The sequence below is a fragment of the Mycolicibacter longobardus genome, from assembly GCF_002102265.1.
In the GTDB taxonomy this organism is placed as follows: Bacteria; Actinomycetota; Actinomycetes; order Mycobacteriales; family Mycobacteriaceae; genus Mycobacterium; species Mycobacterium longobardum.
Window position 1 is genome coordinate 71824 of record NZ_LQPG01000026.1, and the last position, 17253, is coordinate 89076.

19 protein-coding genes and 1 riboswitch are annotated in these 17253 nt (G+C 67.5%); of the genes, 18 read left to right on the plus strand and 1 reads right to left on the minus strand.

What is annotated here, in order from left to right:
- Positions 1-27: 27 nt before the first annotated feature.
- The 10 genes from AWC16_RS14060 to AWC16_RS14105 all read left to right on the plus strand — a co-directional run bounded on the left by AWC16_RS14060 (position 28) and on the right by AWC16_RS14105 (position 8096).
- Positions 28-327: a PE family protein gene (locus tag AWC16_RS14060; protein WP_085265363.1), complete on the plus strand. Its 300-nt coding sequence runs from the start codon at positions 28-30 to the stop codon at positions 325-327.
- Between the two features lie 51 nt (positions 328-378).
- Positions 379-675, plus strand: coding sequence for a WXG100 family type VII secretion target (locus AWC16_RS14065; protein WP_085265357.1), 297 nt, complete (start codon positions 379-381; stop codon positions 673-675).
- Positions 676-695: 20 nt separating this feature from the next.
- A complete protein-coding gene (locus AWC16_RS14070) occupies positions 696-980 on the plus strand; it encodes a WXG100 family type VII secretion target (RefSeq protein WP_085265358.1) in 285 nt (94 codons plus the stop codon).
- 194 nt (positions 981-1174) lie between these two features.
- Positions 1175-1362, plus strand: a riboswitch (M-box (ykoK) riboswitch).
- A 440-nt stretch (positions 1363-1802) separates the two neighbouring features.
- Positions 1803-2996, plus strand: coding sequence for a PPE family protein (locus AWC16_RS14075; RefSeq protein WP_085265364.1), 1194 nt, complete (start codon positions 1803-1805; stop codon positions 2994-2996).
- 21 nt (positions 2997-3017) lie between these two features.
- On the plus strand, positions 3018-3731 hold the full coding sequence (locus AWC16_RS14080) for an MgtC/SapB family protein (RefSeq protein WP_085265365.1): 714 nt from the start codon (positions 3018-3020) through the stop codon (positions 3729-3731).
- A 93-nt stretch (positions 3732-3824) separates the two neighbouring features.
- Positions 3825-4748, plus strand: a complete 924-nt coding sequence (locus AWC16_RS14085) for a sterol desaturase family protein (RefSeq protein ID WP_085265455.1) — start codon at positions 3825-3827, stop codon at positions 4746-4748.
- Positions 4749-4860: 112 nt separating this feature from the next.
- A complete protein-coding gene (locus AWC16_RS14090) occupies positions 4861-5400 on the plus strand; it encodes a LysM peptidoglycan-binding domain-containing protein (RefSeq protein WP_109561416.1) in 540 nt (179 codons plus the stop codon).
- A gap of 106 nt (positions 5401-5506) precedes the next feature.
- Positions 5507-6145 (plus strand): Rv1815 family serine proteinase, encoded by a 639-nt coding sequence (locus AWC16_RS14095; RefSeq protein WP_085265456.1) that lies wholly within the window; start codon positions 5507-5509, stop codon positions 6143-6145.
- The gene (locus tag AWC16_RS14100; RefSeq protein ID WP_085265367.1) at positions 6142-6648 is read left to right on the plus strand and encodes a VOC family protein; all 507 of its coding nucleotides are present in this window, start codon (positions 6142-6144) and stop codon (positions 6646-6648) included. Before AWC16_RS14095 ends, AWC16_RS14100 begins: the two co-directional genes overlap by 4 nt.
- A complete protein-coding gene (locus AWC16_RS14105; protein WP_085265368.1) occupies positions 6645-8096 on the plus strand; it encodes an FAD-binding protein in 1452 nt (483 codons plus the stop codon). The genes AWC16_RS14100 and AWC16_RS14105 overlap by 4 nt, the downstream gene beginning before the upstream one ends.
- Before the next feature lie 70 nt (positions 8097-8166).
- Here AWC16_RS14105 and AWC16_RS14110 read toward each other — a convergent pair whose 3' ends face one another.
- Positions 8167-10101 carry an ABC transporter ATP-binding protein/permease gene (locus AWC16_RS14110; protein WP_085265369.1) on the minus strand — a complete coding sequence of 645 codons (1935 nt, stop codon included), beginning with the start codon at positions 10099-10101 and terminating at the stop codon, positions 8167-8169.
- A gap of 183 nt (positions 10102-10284) precedes the next feature.
- On the opposite strand from AWC16_RS14110, the gene secA2 reads away from it, so the two are divergent.
- The 8 genes from secA2 (at position 10285) to ftsR (ending at position 17195) form a co-directional block, all read left to right on the plus strand.
- Positions 10285-12639 carry an accessory Sec system translocase SecA2 gene (gene secA2, locus AWC16_RS14115; protein ID WP_085265457.1) on the plus strand — a complete coding sequence of 785 codons (2355 nt, stop codon included), beginning with the start codon at positions 10285-10287 and terminating at the stop codon, positions 12637-12639.
- A 9-nt stretch (positions 12640-12648) separates the two neighbouring features.
- Positions 12649-13251 (plus strand): CDP-alcohol phosphatidyltransferase family protein, encoded by a 603-nt coding sequence (locus tag AWC16_RS14120; RefSeq protein WP_085265370.1) that lies wholly within the window; start codon positions 12649-12651, stop codon positions 13249-13251.
- Positions 13244-14176: a DUF881 domain-containing protein gene (locus tag AWC16_RS14125; RefSeq protein WP_085265371.1), complete on the plus strand. Its 933-nt coding sequence runs from the start codon at positions 13244-13246 to the stop codon at positions 14174-14176. Before AWC16_RS14120 ends, AWC16_RS14125 begins: the two co-directional genes overlap by 8 nt.
- A gap of 70 nt (positions 14177-14246) precedes the next feature.
- Positions 14247-14579, plus strand: coding sequence for a small basic family protein (locus AWC16_RS14130; RefSeq protein WP_085265372.1), 333 nt, complete (start codon positions 14247-14249; stop codon positions 14577-14579).
- 5 nt (positions 14580-14584) lie between these two features.
- On the plus strand, positions 14585-15355 hold the full coding sequence (locus AWC16_RS14135) for a DUF881 domain-containing protein (RefSeq protein ID WP_085265373.1): 771 nt from the start codon (positions 14585-14587) through the stop codon (positions 15353-15355).
- A 43-nt stretch (positions 15356-15398) separates the two neighbouring features.
- Complete coding sequence (gene gcvH, locus AWC16_RS14140) at positions 15399-15797, plus strand: glycine cleavage system protein GcvH (protein ID WP_109561418.1); 399 nt, start codon at positions 15399-15401, stop codon at positions 15795-15797.
- A 196-nt stretch (positions 15798-15993) separates the two neighbouring features.
- Complete coding sequence (garA, locus tag AWC16_RS14145) at positions 15994-16458, plus strand: glycogen accumulation regulator GarA (protein WP_085265375.1); 465 nt, start codon at positions 15994-15996, stop codon at positions 16456-16458.
- Complete coding sequence (ftsR, locus tag AWC16_RS14150) at positions 16458-17195, plus strand: transcriptional regulator FtsR (protein ID WP_085265376.1); 738 nt, start codon at positions 16458-16460, stop codon at positions 17193-17195. Before garA ends, ftsR begins: the two co-directional genes overlap by 1 nt.
- The last annotated feature ends 58 nt before the right edge of the window (positions 17196-17253 follow it).

Genomic DNA, 17253 nt, shown 5'->3' on the forward strand with positions numbered 1-17253 from the left:
GGCCGGCAACTTTTGAAGGAGAGCCCCATGACCTTTGTGAACACCCAACCGGAGGCGCTGACCGCGGCTGCGGGCAACCTGGCCGCCATCGGTTCGGCGCTCAGCGCGCAGAACGCTGCAGCTGCAGCCCCGACCACCGGAGTGATTCCGGCTGCAGCCGATGAGGTTTCGGCGCTGACCGCGGCGCAGTTCGCCGCGCACGCCAACATGTACCAGGCCATCAGCGCCCAGGCCGAGGCCATCCATCAAGCGTTCGTCGCCACGCTGAACACCAGCGCCAACACCTATGCGGAGACCGAGGCGGCCAACGCCGCGTCGGCCGGATAGTTCCAAACACACCTGAGCCACAATAACTTTCACGAAACCAGGGAGAAGACCATGGCAACACGTTTTATGACGGATCCGGACGCGATGCGTGCGATGGCGGGTCGTTTCGATGTGCATGCGCAGACCGTTGAGGATGAGGCCCGTCGGATGTGGGCGTCCTCGACGAATATCTCCGGCGCTGGCTGGGGTGGTCTGGCCGAGCGGACGTCGATGGACACCATGGGTCAGATGCAGACGGCGTTTCGCAACATCGTGACGATGTTGCACGGGGTGCGTGATGGCCTGATTCGTGACGCGAACCACTACGAGCAGCAGGAAGCTGCCTCGCAGCAGATCCTGGGCAGCTAGCAGAAAAGGGGAATCGAGCTATGTCTATCAACTATCAGTTCGGTGATGTGGATGCCCACGGTGCGCTGATTCGTGCGCAGGCCGCTTCGCTGGAGGCTGAGCATCAGGCGATCGTGCATGATGTGCTGGCCGCCGGGGACTTCTGGGGCGGCGCGGGTTCGGTGGCCTGCCAGGAGTTTGTGGCGCAGTTGGGTCGTAACTTCGCGGTGATCTATGAGCAGGCCAATGCTCATGGTCAGAAGGTGCAGACCGCCGGCAACAACATGGCCAACACCGACGCCTCTGTCGGTTCCAGCTGGGCCTGAGCGCCTCGCAGTCCGCAGCGCGGCAGCACACCCGATCAACGGGGTGTGCTGCCGCTGTTGTGTTTTAGGGGCCATCGATTTGTGGCCGAGGACAAGCTGTTTCGTCTCCGGCGTGGAACGCCGTCCAGCAAGTTGCCGGCGCTTCGGCGATCCGGATTGACCCCTGCCACCCACCTGGTGCACTATGGACCTTGCAAGCACCTCGTTAGGTGAGGCGTCTGCATGGATATAGGCCACTGACCCCGAACGTCGAAAGACGCCCCGGGTCAGGACAGCTCCTCCCGGATTAAGGGTTGAGCCCAAGTGGCTTCCGGAGCCTGCATGGTTTTCGCAGGTCAGGACACGCCGTGCAGTGCCGAAGCTCTGACGAGAGGGGTGCGGAGCTCGGCTGTCGCCGGGTGGACTTCACCTCGCTATGCATATGTGCAGGCACCCGCGCGTGCCCAGGCCGAGAGGAGGTGAGAGCGACATTGAGTCCGAGTGATAGTTCCTATCCGAGATCGATGTTCGTCTCCTTCGATCTCGGTACTGCTTTCACCATCTGATTCACACCGGCGCTGACTCGTCGACTGGCGTGACGTTCCCGAGCGGGACGCGCCAGGCTTCGGCATGCCCTGAAATCGCTTGACAGCTCGATCTTTTCATCGAGCAAGCGATCGACTTGGCATGCCCGGCTCCGGTATGTCGCCATGACCGGCCGCCCCGATCTTCCTTGCCGTCTGACGTACGGCCGCAACGCATATCGGTTATCGACCGTGCCCGCACATCCCACCAAATACCAGCCACTGATGGCGAAACCACCGATGAAAAAGGAGCAATGTCATGGACTTCGGAGCCTTTCCCCCGGAAATCAACTCGGCCCGCATCTACACCGGCCCCGGCTCGGGACCGCTGATGGCCGCCGCCGCGGCCTGGGACAAGTTGGCCGCCGAGCTCAGCTCGGCCGAGGCCGGCTACCAGGCAGTGATCAACGGGCTTGTCAGCGAAGGCTGGATGGGTCCGGCATCCAACGCGATGGCCGCCGCGGCCGCCCCCTACGTGGCGTGGATGGGCGCGACCGCTGCCCAGGCGGAACAGGCCGCCATGCAGGCGAAAGCGGCGGCCGCGGCGTTCGACGCGGCACACTCGATGACGGTGGCGCCGCCGCTGGTCGTCGCCAACCGGTCCCAGCTCGCCACGCTGGTGGCCACCAACGTCCTCGGCCAGAACGCCGGCGCGATTGCCGCGACCGAGGCGCACTACGGGCAGATGTGGGCCCAGGACTCCTCGGCGATGTACGGCTACGCGGCCGCGTCCGCATCGGCCACGAAGGTCACGCCGTTCACCCCGCCGCATGAGGTTGCCGACCCCGCGGCGCAGGGTGCGCAGCAGGGTGCGGTCGCCCAGGCGGCCGGTTCGGCGGCGGCTTCCAACGCGCAATCCACGCTGGCCCAGGCGATCTCGACGACGCCGAGCACGTTGGAGGGCCTTGCCGCGCCGGTGCAGCCGCCGACAACGGGCGGCGAGGTGATCGGCGTCGGTGACCTGAGCAACGCGATGACCAACTTGATGAGCAGCTCGTTCAGCCCGATGGGCATGGCCGGCATCACCCAGGCCGGAGCGGACATCGCCGTCATCCGCGGTGCCATGCTGGCCGCTGCCGACCCGCTGGGCCTGGGTGCGGTCGACCCGATGGACATGCTGCTGCCGGGTATGAGCCACATCTTCGGACCCGGTGGCTTGGGTGCCGGGCTGGGCGCGAACGGTATCGGCGCGGCGTCGGCGAGCATGGGCCAGGCGGGCTCGGTCGGTGCGCTGTCGGTCCCGCAGTCGTGGGCCGCGTCCGTCCCGACCACCGCGGCGCCCGGCAGCTCGGTCGCGGCCACCGGTTGGACGGTCGCTGCGCACGCACCGGAGGCTGGTGCCGCCGGTATGCCGGGTGTGCCGATGGCCGCCGCCGGGCAGGGCCGCGGATTCGCCGCTCCTCGGTACGGCTTCAAGCCCACGGTGATGGCTCGGCCGGTGGCAGCCGGCTAGCGATGTGACATCGTTGAGGTCATGCAGACGCTGAGCGTCGCCGAGTTCACACTGCGGCTGGCTGTCGGGCTGGGTTGCGGTGCACTGATCGGGCTGGAACGGCAGTGGCGCGCGAGGATGGCCGGGCTGCGTACCAATGCGTTGGTGGCCGCCGGCGCAACGCTGTTCGTGCTGTACTCGATCGCTGCGGATGACACCAGCTCCACCCGGGTCGCGTCCTACGTGGTGTCCGGGGTGGGATTCCTCGGCGGCGGGGTGATCCTGCGGGAGGGGTTCAACGTTCGTGGCCTGAACACCGCGGCCACGCTCTGGTGTTCGGCCGCGGTCGGAGTACTGGCGGCGGCCGGCAACCTGTCGTTCGCGCTGATCGGTACCGGCGCGATCGTCGGCACGCATCTGTTGCTGCGACCGTTGGGCCGGCTCATCGACCGCGACCAGCACGTCGAGGAGGACGAACCGCAATCGCCCTACGAGGTGCAGGTGATCTGTCGGCCCAAATCCGAGAAGTATCTGCGCGCCCAGATCGTGCAGCACACCGCCGGCAACGACCTGGTGCTGCGCGGAATCCACACCGGACGTTCCGGCGACGACAACATCGCGCTGACCGCCTCGATGTTGTCGGACAACCGGGCACCCGACCGGCTCGAGCGCCTGGTCGGTGAACTGTCTCTACAGCCCGGGGTCTACGCGGTGCACTGGCATTCCGAGGACCAGGCGCCGCTGTCACCGGACTGATCGCCGATCGCGTTCTGGCGGTGGTGGCAAGCGCGGCGGAGCCGGGCGCAGCGGGCCGCCGCGATGTCTAGGCTGATACCGGAGGTGAGCGAGGTGGAAGCGATCGCAGACATGTGGTCGGTGCTGCCCGCGCCGATGCGCGACCCGGTTTTATTCGCCGTGCCTTTTTTCCTGCTGCTGCTGACCCTGGAATGGTTCGCGGCCCGCAAACTCGAGGAGTCCGAATCGCAGCGGGCACCTGCCGGTGCCTATCGCCGCGACGATGCCTGGGCGAGCATCTCGATGGGCCTGGTCTCGGTGGCCACCACCGCCGGATGGAAGTTCGTCGCGCTGATCGGCTACGCCGCGATCTACACCTATGTGGCGCCATGGCACCTGTCGCCGGCGCGCTGGTACACCTGGGTGATCGCGCTCGTCGGCGTGGACCTGCTCTACTACTGTTATCACCGCATCGCCCACCGGGTCCGGCTGATCTGGGCGACCCACCAGGCTCACCACTCCAGCCGCTACTTCAACTTCGCCACCGCACTGCGCCAGAAGTGGAACAACAGCGGCGAGATCCTGATGTGGATTCCGTTGCCGCTGTTGGGTATTCCGCCCTGGATGGTGTTCGCAAGTTTTTCGGTGAGCTTGATCTACCAGTTCTGGGTGCACACCGAACGGATCGACAAGCTGCCGCGCCCCATCGAATTCGTATTCAACACGCCGTCGCATCACCGGGTGCACCACGGAATGGACCCGGAGTATCTGGATCGCAACTACGGGGGCATCCTGATCATCTGGGACCGGATGTTCGGCACCTTCACTCCCGAGCGGTTCCGCCCGCACTACGGGCTGACCAAACAGGTCGACACCTTCAACATCGTGACGCTGCAGTTCCACGAGTACCGGTCGATGATCGCCGATGTGCGCGCAGCCACCCGGTGGCGCGACCGGCTGGGCTACGTGTTCGGGCCGCCGGGGTGGCGGCCCCCAGTCGCGGGAACGGCCGGAACCGGAACCGCACTGACGTATTGATAAGCGCACCGGCGGGTGTTCGCATAGGCTGGCGGCGTCGCATCCGAGCGACGACGCCCGGCGGTATGAGCCGCGGCGTGCCGATTTAGAAGGGGACAACGTGGCACAGAGCTTGGGAGACACGCTCACTGCAGGGAAGAAGCTCGTCAAGGGCGAGTCGCTGACCTCCAAGAACGGGGCATACACCCTGACACTGCAGGACGACGGCAACTTGGTGTTGGCCGCGCGTGGCAAGGCTGTCTGGGCGTCGGGCACCAACGGCAACGACGTGGTGCGCGCCGAGGTGCAGTCCGACGGCAACTTCGTGCTGTACACGGCGGACAAGCCGATCTGGCACACCGACACCAAGGGCAAGAAGGACGTCAAGCTGGTCCTGCAGGACGACCGCAACCTGGTGCTGTACGCAGCCGACGGCGCGGCCTGGTCCACCAAGACCGAGACCGACGCCCCGCCGCCCGAGGAGGCCAAGGCCGAAGAGGCTGCGCCTGCCGAGCCAGCAGCGCGCACGTACACCGTGGTCTCGGGTGACACGCTGTTCGCCATCGCCGAGCGGTTCTACGGTGACGGCAACAAGTACCCGGAGATCGCCAAGGCCAGCGGTATCGCCAACCCCGACCTGATCCACCCCGGTCAGGAGTTGACGATCCCCTGATCGCCGCGCTGCGCAGGTGATCATGGTGGCTAGGTGCCGGGCCGAAACCGGCCCTCAACGACAGGAGTCGACGGTGCGCGGGCTGGTTGTGCGGGTGCTCGTGGTGATGGCGGCGATCGGCGGGATGGTGTCCGGCACCGGCGGGACGGCTCGAGCCGATCGGGTGCTGGTGTATCCGGGGATGGAGATCCACCAGGACACCCATATCTGCACGCTCGGTTATGTCGACCCGGTCCTGCGCGTCGCGTTCACCGCCGGCCATTGCCGCGGCAACGGTGCCGTCACCGACCGTGGCGGAAAGGTCATCGGCACCCTGGCGGCGTTCCGCGACAACACCCCCAACGGCGCGACCGTCAACAGCGACCATGTGATCGCCGACTACGAGGCGATCGTGCTGGCCGACGACGTCGACGTCAACGACATCCTGCCCGGCGGTGTGCAACTCCAGCCCGGCCCGGCCGACGGTGTGTCGCCCGGCGACCCGGTATGCCACTTCGGCATCATCACCGGTGAGACCTGCGGAACCGTCCACCGGGTCAACAACGGATGGTTCACCATGGGCGATGGAGTCCACAGTCAACAGGGCGACTCCGGTGGCCCGGTGTACATCATGCTCGGCCCCGGTACGGCCGGGATCGTCGGTCTGTTCAACAGCGTCTGGGGCGGCTACCCTGCGGCGGTGGCGTGGTCGACGATCTCCCAGCAGATCCGCGAAGATGTAGGCGTGCCGGCCCCGCTGCCATGACCCCGATGCCGCGCCCACCCATCCAGATCGCCTGGGTCACCAGCGATCTGGCGGCCACGGAATCGACCCTGACCGCGCTGCTGGGCGTGCGGAAGTGGCTCCGTATGCCGGGAGTGCACTTTGCTCCCGACACCTGCAGCTACCTGGGCGAGCCGGCGGACTTCGTCGCGGACATCGCCCTGAGCTACCTCGGTGACATGCAGTTGGAGCTGATCGCACCGGTGAACGGGCACAGTCTCTATCAGGATTTCCTCTCCGACCAAGGGCCGGGTCTGCACCACATCTGCATCGAGGCCGAGGACCCCGAGAACTTCGAAGCTATGCTGAGTGACGCCGTCGAGCAGGGCGCCCAGCTGGTCGCCCGGGGCGTGATGCCAGGGGGCATGAGTTTCGCCTACGTGTCGGCTGCCGACGCGGGTGTGCCTTACCTGGAGATCGCCTACATCCCGGCCGAGATCCGATCCGTCTTCGACTACATCAAACAGGAGCAGCGGCGCCAATGAGCACCCAGATACCGGAAACCATCAGCGCTGACGCAGTCTCGTCGTGGTCTGACGACGTCGATGTGGTGGTGATCGGTTTTGGTATCGGCGGCGGTTGCGCGGCGGTGAGCGCGGCGGCAGCCGGGGCCAAGGTGCTGGTGCTGGAGCGCGCCGCCGAGGCCGGCGGCACCACCGCGATGGCGGGTGGGCACTTCTACCTCGGCGGCGGCACCGCCGTTCAGGAGGCCACCGGGCATCCCGACTCGGCCGATGAGATGTACAAGTACCTCGTCGCAGTCTCCCGCGAACCCGAGCACGACAAGATCCGGGCCTACTGCGAGGGCAGCGTCGAGCATTTCAACTGGTTGGAAGACCTCGGATTTCAGTTCGAGCGCAGCTACTACCCGGAGAAGGCGGTGATCCAGCCCAACACCGAAGGGCTGATGTACACCGGCAACGAGAAGGTGTGGCCGTATCTGAATCAGGCCGTTCCGGCGCCGCGTGGGCACAAGGTCCCGGTGCCCGGCGACACCCAGGGAGCCAAGATCGTGATCGACCTGCTGCTCAAGCGGGCCGAGAGCCTCGGGGTGGAAATCCGCTACGAAACGGGCGCCACCGGTCTGGTCACCAATGACGCGGGTGCCGTCGTGGGCGTGACGTGGAAGCATTTCGCCGAAAGCGGTGCGATCAAAGCGAAGTCGGTGGTGATCGCGGCCGGCGGGTTCGTAATGAACCCGGAGATGGTCGCCGAGCACACGCCGAAGCTGGCGGAGAAGCCGTTCGTGCTCGGCAACACCTACGACGACGGCCTGGGCATCCGGATGGGGGTGTCGGTCGGTGGCGCTACCAAGCACATGGACCAGGTGTTCATCACCGCGCCGGTGTATCCGCCCTCGATCCTGCTCACCGGGATCATCGTCAACAAGGACGGCAAGCGCTTCGTCGCCGAGGATTCGTATCACTCACGCACGTCGGGCTATGTGATGGACCAGCCGGACAGCGCGGCGTTCCTGATCGTCGACGAGACCCATCTGCGTAAGCCGCAGGTGCCCTTGGTGCCGCTGATCGACGGCTGGGAGACCGTGCCGGAAATGGAAGCCGCACTGGGCATTCCGGAGGGAAACCTGGTGGCGACCCTGGACCGCTACAACACCTACGCGGCCCGCGGCGAGGACCCGGACTTTCACAAGCAACCGCCGTTCCTGGCCGCGCAGGACACCGGGCCGTGGGGCGCGTTCGACCTGTCGCTGGGCAAGGCGATGTACGCCGGTTTCACCATCGGGGGGTTGGCGACCTCGGTGGACGGCGAGGTGCTGCGCGAAGACGGCCAGCCGGTACCGGGCCTCTACGCCGCCGGTGCCTGTGCGGCCAACATCGCCCAGGACGGCAAGGGCTACGCCAGTGGCACTCAGCTGGGGGAGGGCTCGTTCTTCGGCCGTCGGGCCGGCGCCCACGCGGCGCGCCGCTAGCGCGAGCAGACATAGAGTCGCCCAGAAAGGCCTGCGGAGACACGATTCTGCGTCTGCTCGCCGCAGAAAACTAGGCCGGGGACAGTTCCCAGCGGCCCTGCCCGAGCAGCTCCAGCACATGCCGGTGGTGCTGGCGGACCGTGTGCCGGTGGCTGACGCTGACCAGGATGGTGTCGGGAAGCTCGGTGCGCAGCAGGCGGTACAGCGTCAGCTCCAGCCCCTCGTCGAGCGCGGACGTCGACTCGTCGAGGAACACCGCCTTGGGTCGGGTCAACAGAATTCGGGCGAACGCCACCCGCTGCTGCTCGCCGGGGGAGAGCACCTTGGCCCAGTCCTCGACGTTGTCGAGCTGGTCGATCAGGTGCGGAAGCATGACCTTGCCCAGCGCATCCACCAACGCGATGTCGGAGATCTCCTGCGGTGCCAGCGGATAGGCCACCACGGTCCGCAGATCACCCAGGGGGATGTAGGGCAGCTGCGAGATGAACATGGTCGCGTTGGCCGCTTCCGGGCGGCGCAGGGTGCCCGACGCGTACGGCCACAGCTGGGCCAGGCTGCGCAACAGGGTCGTCTTGCCGCTGCCCGACGGTCCGGCGATCATCAGCGCGTCGCCGATGCCCAGGTGTACGTCCAGCGCTTCGATCAGCGGGTCGCCCGCCGGACTGCGCACCTCGACGCCCTCGAGCGCCACCGTGCCGTCGGGACTGGGCTTCACCAGCAGCTCGGGCAGCTCGCGGGCCTCGCGGTTGGCCTCCACCAGCCCGTGCAGACGGATGATCGAGGCACGGTAACCGGCGAAGTTGTCGTAGGCGTTGCGGAAGAACGACAGGGAGTCGGAGATGTTGCCGAACGCGGAAGCGGTCTGCGCCACCCCGCCGAACATGATCTGGCCGTCGAACAGCCGCGGCGCCTGGATAACCCAGGGCAGCGGCACGATCGCCTGGCTCACCGACAGGTTCCAGCCCGCGAACCCGATGGTTCGGTTCACGAACTTCAGATAGTTGTCGACGATGGCCGAGAACCGCGCCCGCAGCTGAACCCGCTCGGCGAGCTCGCCCCGGTAGAACGCCACCGATTCGGCGGCGTCGCGCACCCGCACCAGCGCGTAGCGGAATGCGGCGTTGGTGAGCTCGTTGCGGAAACTCAGCCGGATCAGGGGCCGGCCGATCCAGAACGCCACGATGGTCGCGATCGCGACGTAGACCAGGACGATCAGGAACATGGCCCGGGGAATGTCGACTCCCAACACCGTCAGGGTGCCCGAGAGGTTCCACAGGATGGCGGTGAACGACACCACCGTCACCATGGACTGCACGGCGCCGAACAGCAGGGTGCCGCCGGTGCCGTTGGCCGGCGCATTCGGATTGGCGCCGTTGCCCGCGGTGAAGATGTCGATGTCCTGCTGAATACGCTGGTCGGGGTTGTCGATCGCGCCTTCGATGGCCTCACCCACGGCCGGGTCGAGCGGCGTCTTGACGAAGTGGGCGCGATAGTAGGCCCGCCCGTCCAGCCAGTCCCCGGTGAGCCGTTCGGTGAGCCAGATACGCCAGTTCACCATGAAGTGCTGGGTCAGGTAGATGTCGAGCATCACCCGCGCGACGTGCAGCACTGCCATCAGGCTGAAGATGCCGATCGACATCCAGAACCCATGCACGCCAGACTGTTTGATGGCGTCGTCGCCGCCGGCGGCACCCTGGAACGCGGTCTGCAGCGACGAGTACATGTCGTTGCCCTGGAAGCTGAACAGCACGTTGAGCCGGACCGCGGTGATCACCGACAGCAGCAGCACGCCCAGCATCAGCCAGACCCGGACGCTGTCGCGTCCGGTGAAGTAGGCGCCGCTGATCTCCCAGAACTGGCGTCCCCAGCGCGTGCTCACCCGCAGCAGCGCCCCCACGGCCAGCACGCTGACGGCGCTGATCGTCCAGGCCACCGCGATCCACAGCAGCGAATCGGGCAGCGCATGGGCCCAGTCGATGGACGGCTGGAACAGCTTCGAGTCCACGGCTACGTCTCCTTGCCGTCCCTACCGCGCGAACGGCGTCGCGGCCGGTATCCGAGTTCGAGAAAATCCCGTGCGAACCTACCGCAGGGGCGTGGCATCGCGCCGGATATGCGCCGCCGCGGCAACCCGGCAGGCGCGGTGCCCCCGGCTGATCAGGCGGCGGCCACCGCGTACCGTTGTGCTGTGGCTAACACCTCGAAAACTGCCTCCGGGACCACGCGTGCAAAATCCGGCCGGTTGAGCGGAAAATTCTGGAAACTGCTGGGCGCCAGCACCGAGAAGAACCAGAGTCGCTCGATGGCCGAGGTCGCGGCCGCCGCGGATTACGCGAAGAAGGCCGCCGGCCTCGACGACGAGCAGCTGCGCAAGGCCGCGCAACTGCTCAACCTCAAGGATCTGGCCGACGCCGCGGACATCCCGCAGTTTCTGGCGATCGCCCGGGAGGCCGCCGAACGCAGTATCGGCGAGCGTCCGTTCGACGTTCAGCTGCAGGGCGCGCTGCGGATGCTGGCCGGCGATGTGGTCGAGATGGCCACCGGTGAAGGCAAGACGCTCTCCGGTGCGATCGCCGCCGCCGGATACGCGATCGGCGGGCGCCACGTGCACGTCGTCACGATCAACGACTACCTGGCCCGCCGTGACGCCGAATGGATGGGGCCGCTGCTGACCGCGCTGGGAGTCACCGTCGGCTGGATCACCGCCGACTCCACCTCCGCCGAACGCCGGGCCGCCTACCGCTGCGATGTCACCTACGCGTCGGTCAACGAGATCGGCTTCGACGTGCTGCGTGACCAGCTGGTCACCGACGTCGAGGATCTGGTCTCGCCCAACCCCGACGTGGCGCTGATCGACGAGGCGGACTCGGTGCTCGTCGACGAGGCGCTGGTGCCGCTGGTGCTGGCCGGCACCACCCACCGCGAGACGCCGCGGATGGAGATCGTGGAGCTGATCGGGCGGCTCACCCCCGGCGTGGACTACGACTCCGACGAAGACCGGCGCAACATCCACCTCACCGAGGTCGGGGCACGCAAGGTCGAGAAGGCGCTCGGCGGTATCGACCTGTACTCCGAGGAACACGTGGTGTCCACGCTGACCGAGGTCAACGTCGCCCTGCACGCCCACGTGCTGCTGCAGCGCGACGTGCACTACATCGTCCGCGACGGCAAGGTGCAGCTGATCAACGCCTCCCGCGGCCGGATCGCCGCCCTGCAACGCTGGCCGGACGGCCTGCAGGCCGCGGTGGAGGCCAAAGAGGGCATCGAGACCACCGAGACCGGCGAGGTGCTCGACACCATCACGGTGCAGGCCCTGGTCAACCGGTACCCGACCGTGTGCGGCATGACCGGCACGGCGCTGGCCGCCGGCGAACAGCTGCGGCAGTTCTACCAGCTGGGCGTGTCGCCGATCGCGCCGAACATGCCGAACATCCGGGAGGACGAGGCAGACCGCGTCTACATCACCGCGGCGGCCAAGAACGACGCGATCGTCGAGCACATCGTCGAGGTACACGCCACCGGCCAGCCGGTGCTGGTCGGAACCCACGACGTCGCCGAGTCCGAGGAACTGCACGAGCGCCTGCGCAAGCGCGGGGTCCCGGCGGTGGTGCTCAATGCCAAGAACGACGCCGAAGAGGCCACCGTGATCGCCGAGGCCGGCAAGCTCGGTGTGGTCACCGTCTCCACCCAGATGGCCGGGCGCGGCACCGACATCCGGCTCGGCGGATCGGACGAGACCGACCACGACCAGATCGTCGAACTGGGCGGGCTGCACGTGATCGGAACCGGACGGCAACACACCCAACGCCTCGACAACCAGCTGCGGGGCCGCGCCGGCCGTCAGGGCGACCCGGGGTCCTCGGTGTTCTTCTCCAGCTGGGAGGACGAGGTCGCCGCGACCAACCTGGAAGCCAACAAGCTGCCCACCGAGACCGATGAGGACGGCCGGATCCTCAGCCCCAAGGCCTCCGGGATGCTCGACCACGCGCAGCGCATCGCCGAGGGCAAGCTGCTCGACATCCACGCCAATACCTGGCGGTACAACCAGCTGATCGCCCAGCAGCGCGCCATCATCGTGGAGCGGCGCAACGCGCTGCTGTCCACCCCGGCGGCCCGCGAGGAGCTCGCCGAGTTGACCCCGCAGCGCTACGCCGAGCTGAAGAAGCAGCTGGGGGAGGACGCCGACGCCAAGCTGGAGAAGATCTGCCGGCTGATCATGCTCTACCACCTGGACCGTGGCTGGGCCGATCACCTGGCGTATCTGGCCGACATCCGGGAGAGCATCCACCTGCGCGCGCTGGGCCGGCAGAACCCGCTCGACGAGTTCCACCGGATGGCCCTGGACGCCTTCGCGTCGCTGGCCGCCGACGCCATCGAAGCGGCCCAGCAGACCTTGGAGACCTCGGATTCCATCGAATCCGAGCCCGGTATCGACCTGTCGAAGCTGGCACGGCCCACCTCGACGTGGACCTACATGGTCCGGGACAACCCGCTGAGCGACGACAGCATGGACGCGCTGAGCCTGCCCGGGATCTTCCGCTAGGGGGTCGGTATGCCTGCCGGGTCCGGCACCGATCGAACCCAAGACCGGGTGCTCACGGTGCCCAACGTCATCAGCCTGGCCCGTCTGGGCCTGATCGGTGTCTTCCTCTATCTGATGCTGGTCGCGCGGGCCGACGGGCCGGCGGTGGCGACGCTGATGCTCAGTGGCGCTTCGGACTGGGTCGACGGCAAGCTGGCCCGGCTGCTGGATCAGTCCTCGGCGCTGGGAGCCCTGCTCGACCCGGCGATCGACCGGCTCTACATGGTGGCGATACCGATCGTCTTCGGTGTGCGCGGCATGGTGCCCTGGTGGATCATCGGCACCCTGCTGGCCCGCGACGTGCTGCTGGCCGCGGTGTTGCCGGTGCTGCGCAGCCGGGGACTGATCGCGCTGCCGGTGATCTACATCGGCAAAGCCGGCACCTTCGCGCTGATGTCGGCGTTTCCGCTGATCCTGCTGGGGCAGTGGGACGCGCTGTGGAGCCGGGTGGTGCTGTCGGTGGGATGGGCCTTCCTGATCTGGGGTCTGGGCATGTACCTGTGGGCATTCGTGCTGTATCTGATCCAAGTCAGGCTGGTGGTCCGCACGATGCCGAAGGTCCCCGGTGGCTGACCCGTTCTTCGCGCTGAGCGGTTATGACTCCCAGGGCGGCCGGGGCGCCCACGAGGCCGGCGCGCCGCAGACATTCGCGGTGCCCTCACTGCTGCGCTCGCTGCTCTCAGAACATCTGGACCCCGGCTATGCCGCCGCGGCCGCCGAGCGCGAACGCCGGGAAGGGGATGAGCCCGCGGAGACCGCGCGGACCGCGAGCTGGCTGTGGGAGGCGCTGGCGGCGCTGCTGGTGGCGACGGTGTTCGCCGTAGCGGTCGCCCAGGCCCGGTCCGTGGCGCCCGGGGTGCGCGACGCCCAGCAGGTGCTGGCCGCCAACGTGCGGTCGGCCGAAGCCGTCACCGGCCGGCTCGCCGACAAACGTGACACCTACGCGAATCGCGTCGACGAGCTGCGCCGGCACCGACTGGCCGACGACGCCGAAGGGCAGCGGGTGCTGGCCGGCCTCGACGCGCTCAGTCTGGAGGCCGCCAGCACCCGGGTGACCGGGCCGGGTCTGACCGTCACCGTGACCGATCCCGGGGTGGGGCGAAACCTCTCCGATGCCTCCAAACAACGGGTGTCGGGCAGCCAACAGATCATCTTGGACCGCGACCTGCAGCTCGTCGTCAACTCGCTGTGGGCCAGCGGCGCCGAGGCGATCGCGGTCGGCGACGTCCGCATCGGTCCCAACGTGACGATCCGGCAGGCCGGCGGCGCCATCCTGGTCGACAACAAGCCGATCAGCAGTCCCTACACGCTGCAGGCCATCGGCCCGCCCCGCGAGTTGCGCGACGCCTTCGACCGCACCCCGGGCCTGTACCGGCTGCGGCTGCTGGAGATGTCCTACGGAGTGGTGGTGCGCGTCGACGGCCGGACGGCCGACCTGACGCTACCCGCGGGATCGGTCCGAGATGTCCGGTTTGCCAAACAGATAGGGGAGTCGTGACGCAAGCTTGCGCTGCGGGCCATGACGCCGTCGGTGTCGGTCCGGTTCAGCAGACTGGAGTGGGTTCTCGATGATCGGTATCGCCGCACTGATCGCCGGCATCGTGCTGGGACTGGTTTTTCATCCCAGCGTGCCGGAGGTGGTCCAGCCCTACTTGCCGATCGCCGTGGTGGCGGCATTGGATGCCGTGTTCGGCGGCCTGCGCGCCTACCTGGAGCGGATCTTCGACGCCAAGGTGTTCGTGGTGTCGTTCGTGTTCAACGTCCTGGTCGCGGCGTTGATCGTCTACGTCGGCGACCAGTTGGGGGTCGGCACCCAATTGTCGACCGCGATCATCGTGGTGCTGGGCATCCGCATCTTCGGCAACGCCGCGGCGCTGCGGCGACGGCTTTTCGGGGCCTGACGGGCATGAGTAGCACCGATCCGGCGCACGGCCGGCACGAGCGGCCAGAGTCGCCCGAGCCGAACGGTGCTCCGCGGCAGCGCGGCCGCTCCGGGTTGTTGTTCAGCGTGCTCGCGACGCTGCTGTGCCTGCTGCTGGGGGTGGCGATCGTCACTCAGGTCCGCCAGACCGACTCCGGAGACGCGCTCGAGACGGCACGGCCCGCCGATCTGCTGGTGCTGTTGGACTCGTTGCGCCAGCGCGAAGCCGCACTCAACACCGAGGTCGCCGAACTGCAGCAGACCCTCAACGCGCTGCAGGAGTCCGGCAGCTCCGATCAGGCCGCCATCGACAACGCCCAGGCCCGGCTGGCCGCCCTGGCGATCATGATCGGCACCGTCGGTGCGGTCGGGCCCGGCGTCGTGATCACCGTCGACGATCCGGCCCGGGGCGTCGCGTCCGAGACGATGCTCGACGTGATCAACGAGCTGCGGGCGGCCGGTGCGGAGGCGATGGAGGTCCGCGACGCCATGAAGGCGGTGCGGATCGGGGTGGACTCGTGGGTTGCCGGCATGCCCGGGGCCCTGGAGTTCGACGGGACGGCTCTGACGCCACCGTATTCCGTTCTGGCGATTGGCGATCCCCCGACCCTGGCCGCCGCGATGAACATTCCCGGCGGGGCGGTCGACAGCGTCAAGCGGCTCGGCGGCGCCATGGGAGTCCAGCAGGCCGACCACGTGGAGGTGACCGTGTTGCGGCAACCGAAACCACGCCAATACGCTCAGCCAGTCAAGTGAGCCCGACAGCGCAAGGAGCACAATCACCGTGAGCTCGGAAAATTTGGTCCCATCCGACCTGCACTACACCGCCGAGCACGAATGGGTTCGGCGCACCGGCTCCGACACCGTCCGGGTGGGTATCACCGATTTCGCGCAGGCGGCACTGGGTGACGTGGTCTTCGTGCAACTGCCCGGCGAGGGCACCCAGGTCACCGCGGGTGAGGCCTTCGGTGAGGTGGAGTCGACCAAATCCGTCTCGGATCTCTACGCGCCGATCACGGCCTCGGTGATCGCGGTGAACGCCGATCTGGAGGCCAACCCGCAGCTGGTGAACTCCGATCCGTACGGGGCCGGCTGGTTGCTGGAACTTCAGGTGGCGAACGCGGATTCGGCGGCCTTGGACCAGAGTCTGTCGGGGTTGCTGACCGCCGAGGCCTACCGCGCGACGCTGGCCGAATGACGATTGCTAGCCTGCCTGCCGGGACGAGCGGGCATCCGCCCGACACGATCCCGCCGTGCGGGGGACATGACGGACCGCTGCGCGGTACGGTCGACTCAACGATTCAGGGTTCGGCGCAAGAGATGTCCGGCGGACGCGACCAGGTAGCACCACAGCGGCCAGTGAGGAGTAGCGGGTGACGGAGAAGGACCCGGCAATGGGGCAAGACCAGGCAGGCGACGAGGTCACCGTGGAAACCACATCGGTTTTCCGTGCTGACTTCCTCAACGAACTCGACGCCCCCGCGCAGGCGGGCGGTGAGAGCCTGACCTCGGGCGTGGAAGGGCTGCCCGTGGGATCGGCGTTGCTGGTCGTCAAGCGCGGTCCCAACGCCGGATCGCGTTTCCTGCTTGACCAGCCGGTCACCGCAGCCGGCCGGCACCCCGACAGCGACATCTTCCTCGATGACGTCACGGTCAGCCGCCGTCATGCCGAGTTCCGGCTGGAGGGCAACGAGTTTCAGGTCGTCGACGTCGGCAGCCTCAACGGCACCTACGTCAACCGGGAGCCGGTCGACTCGGCGGTTCTGGTCAACGGCGACGAGGTCCAGGTCGGCAAGTTCCGCCTGGTGTTCCTGACCGGCCCGAAGACCGGTGAGACTGAGGCCGGGCCGGGGAGCTAGTGAGCGCGCCTGACAGCCCTGAACTGGCTGGGATGTCGATCGGAGCGGTGCTGGATCTGCTCCGACCGGATTTTCCTGATGTCACGGTCTCCAAGATTCGCTTCCTGGAGACCGAGGGGCTGGTCATGCCGCAGCGCGCGGCGTCGGGCTACCGGCGATTCAGCGCTTACGACTGCGCCCGGCTGCGTTATGTGCTGACCGCGCAACGTGACCACTACCTGCCGCTGAAGGTGATCAAGGCGCGCCTGGACGCCGAACCGGACGGCGCGCTGCCGTTGGCCGAGTCGCCTTACTCGGTGCCGCGGCTGGTGCCGGACGCCGGTGAGCCCGGCCATAACGGGACGGCGCTGCCGGCGCCGCCCAGGCAGGTCCGGCTGAGTCGGGAGGATCTGCTGGAGCGCTCGGGTGCCGATGACATCCTGCTGACGGCACTGGTGAGATCGGGTGTGATCACGCCCGGCCCCGGGGGTCTTTTCGACGAGCACGCCGTCGTCATCGTGCAATGCGCGCGCGGGCTGGCCGAATACGGCGTCGAGCCGCGGCACCTGCGGGCGTTCCGCTCCGCGGCCGACCGGCAGTCCGACTTGATCGCCCAGATCGCCGGGCCGCTGGTCAAGGGGGGCAAAGAGGGCGCGCGTGACCGCGCCGACGACCTGGCGCGCGAGGTTGCGGCGCTGGCGATCGCGCTGCACACCGCGCTGCTCAAGTCCGCGGTACACGACGTCCTGCACCGCTGAGGACTAGACTCGCCTCGGCGGCTTGTTGTGTGACACGCGGTTGTCCGGCCGGGGGTTC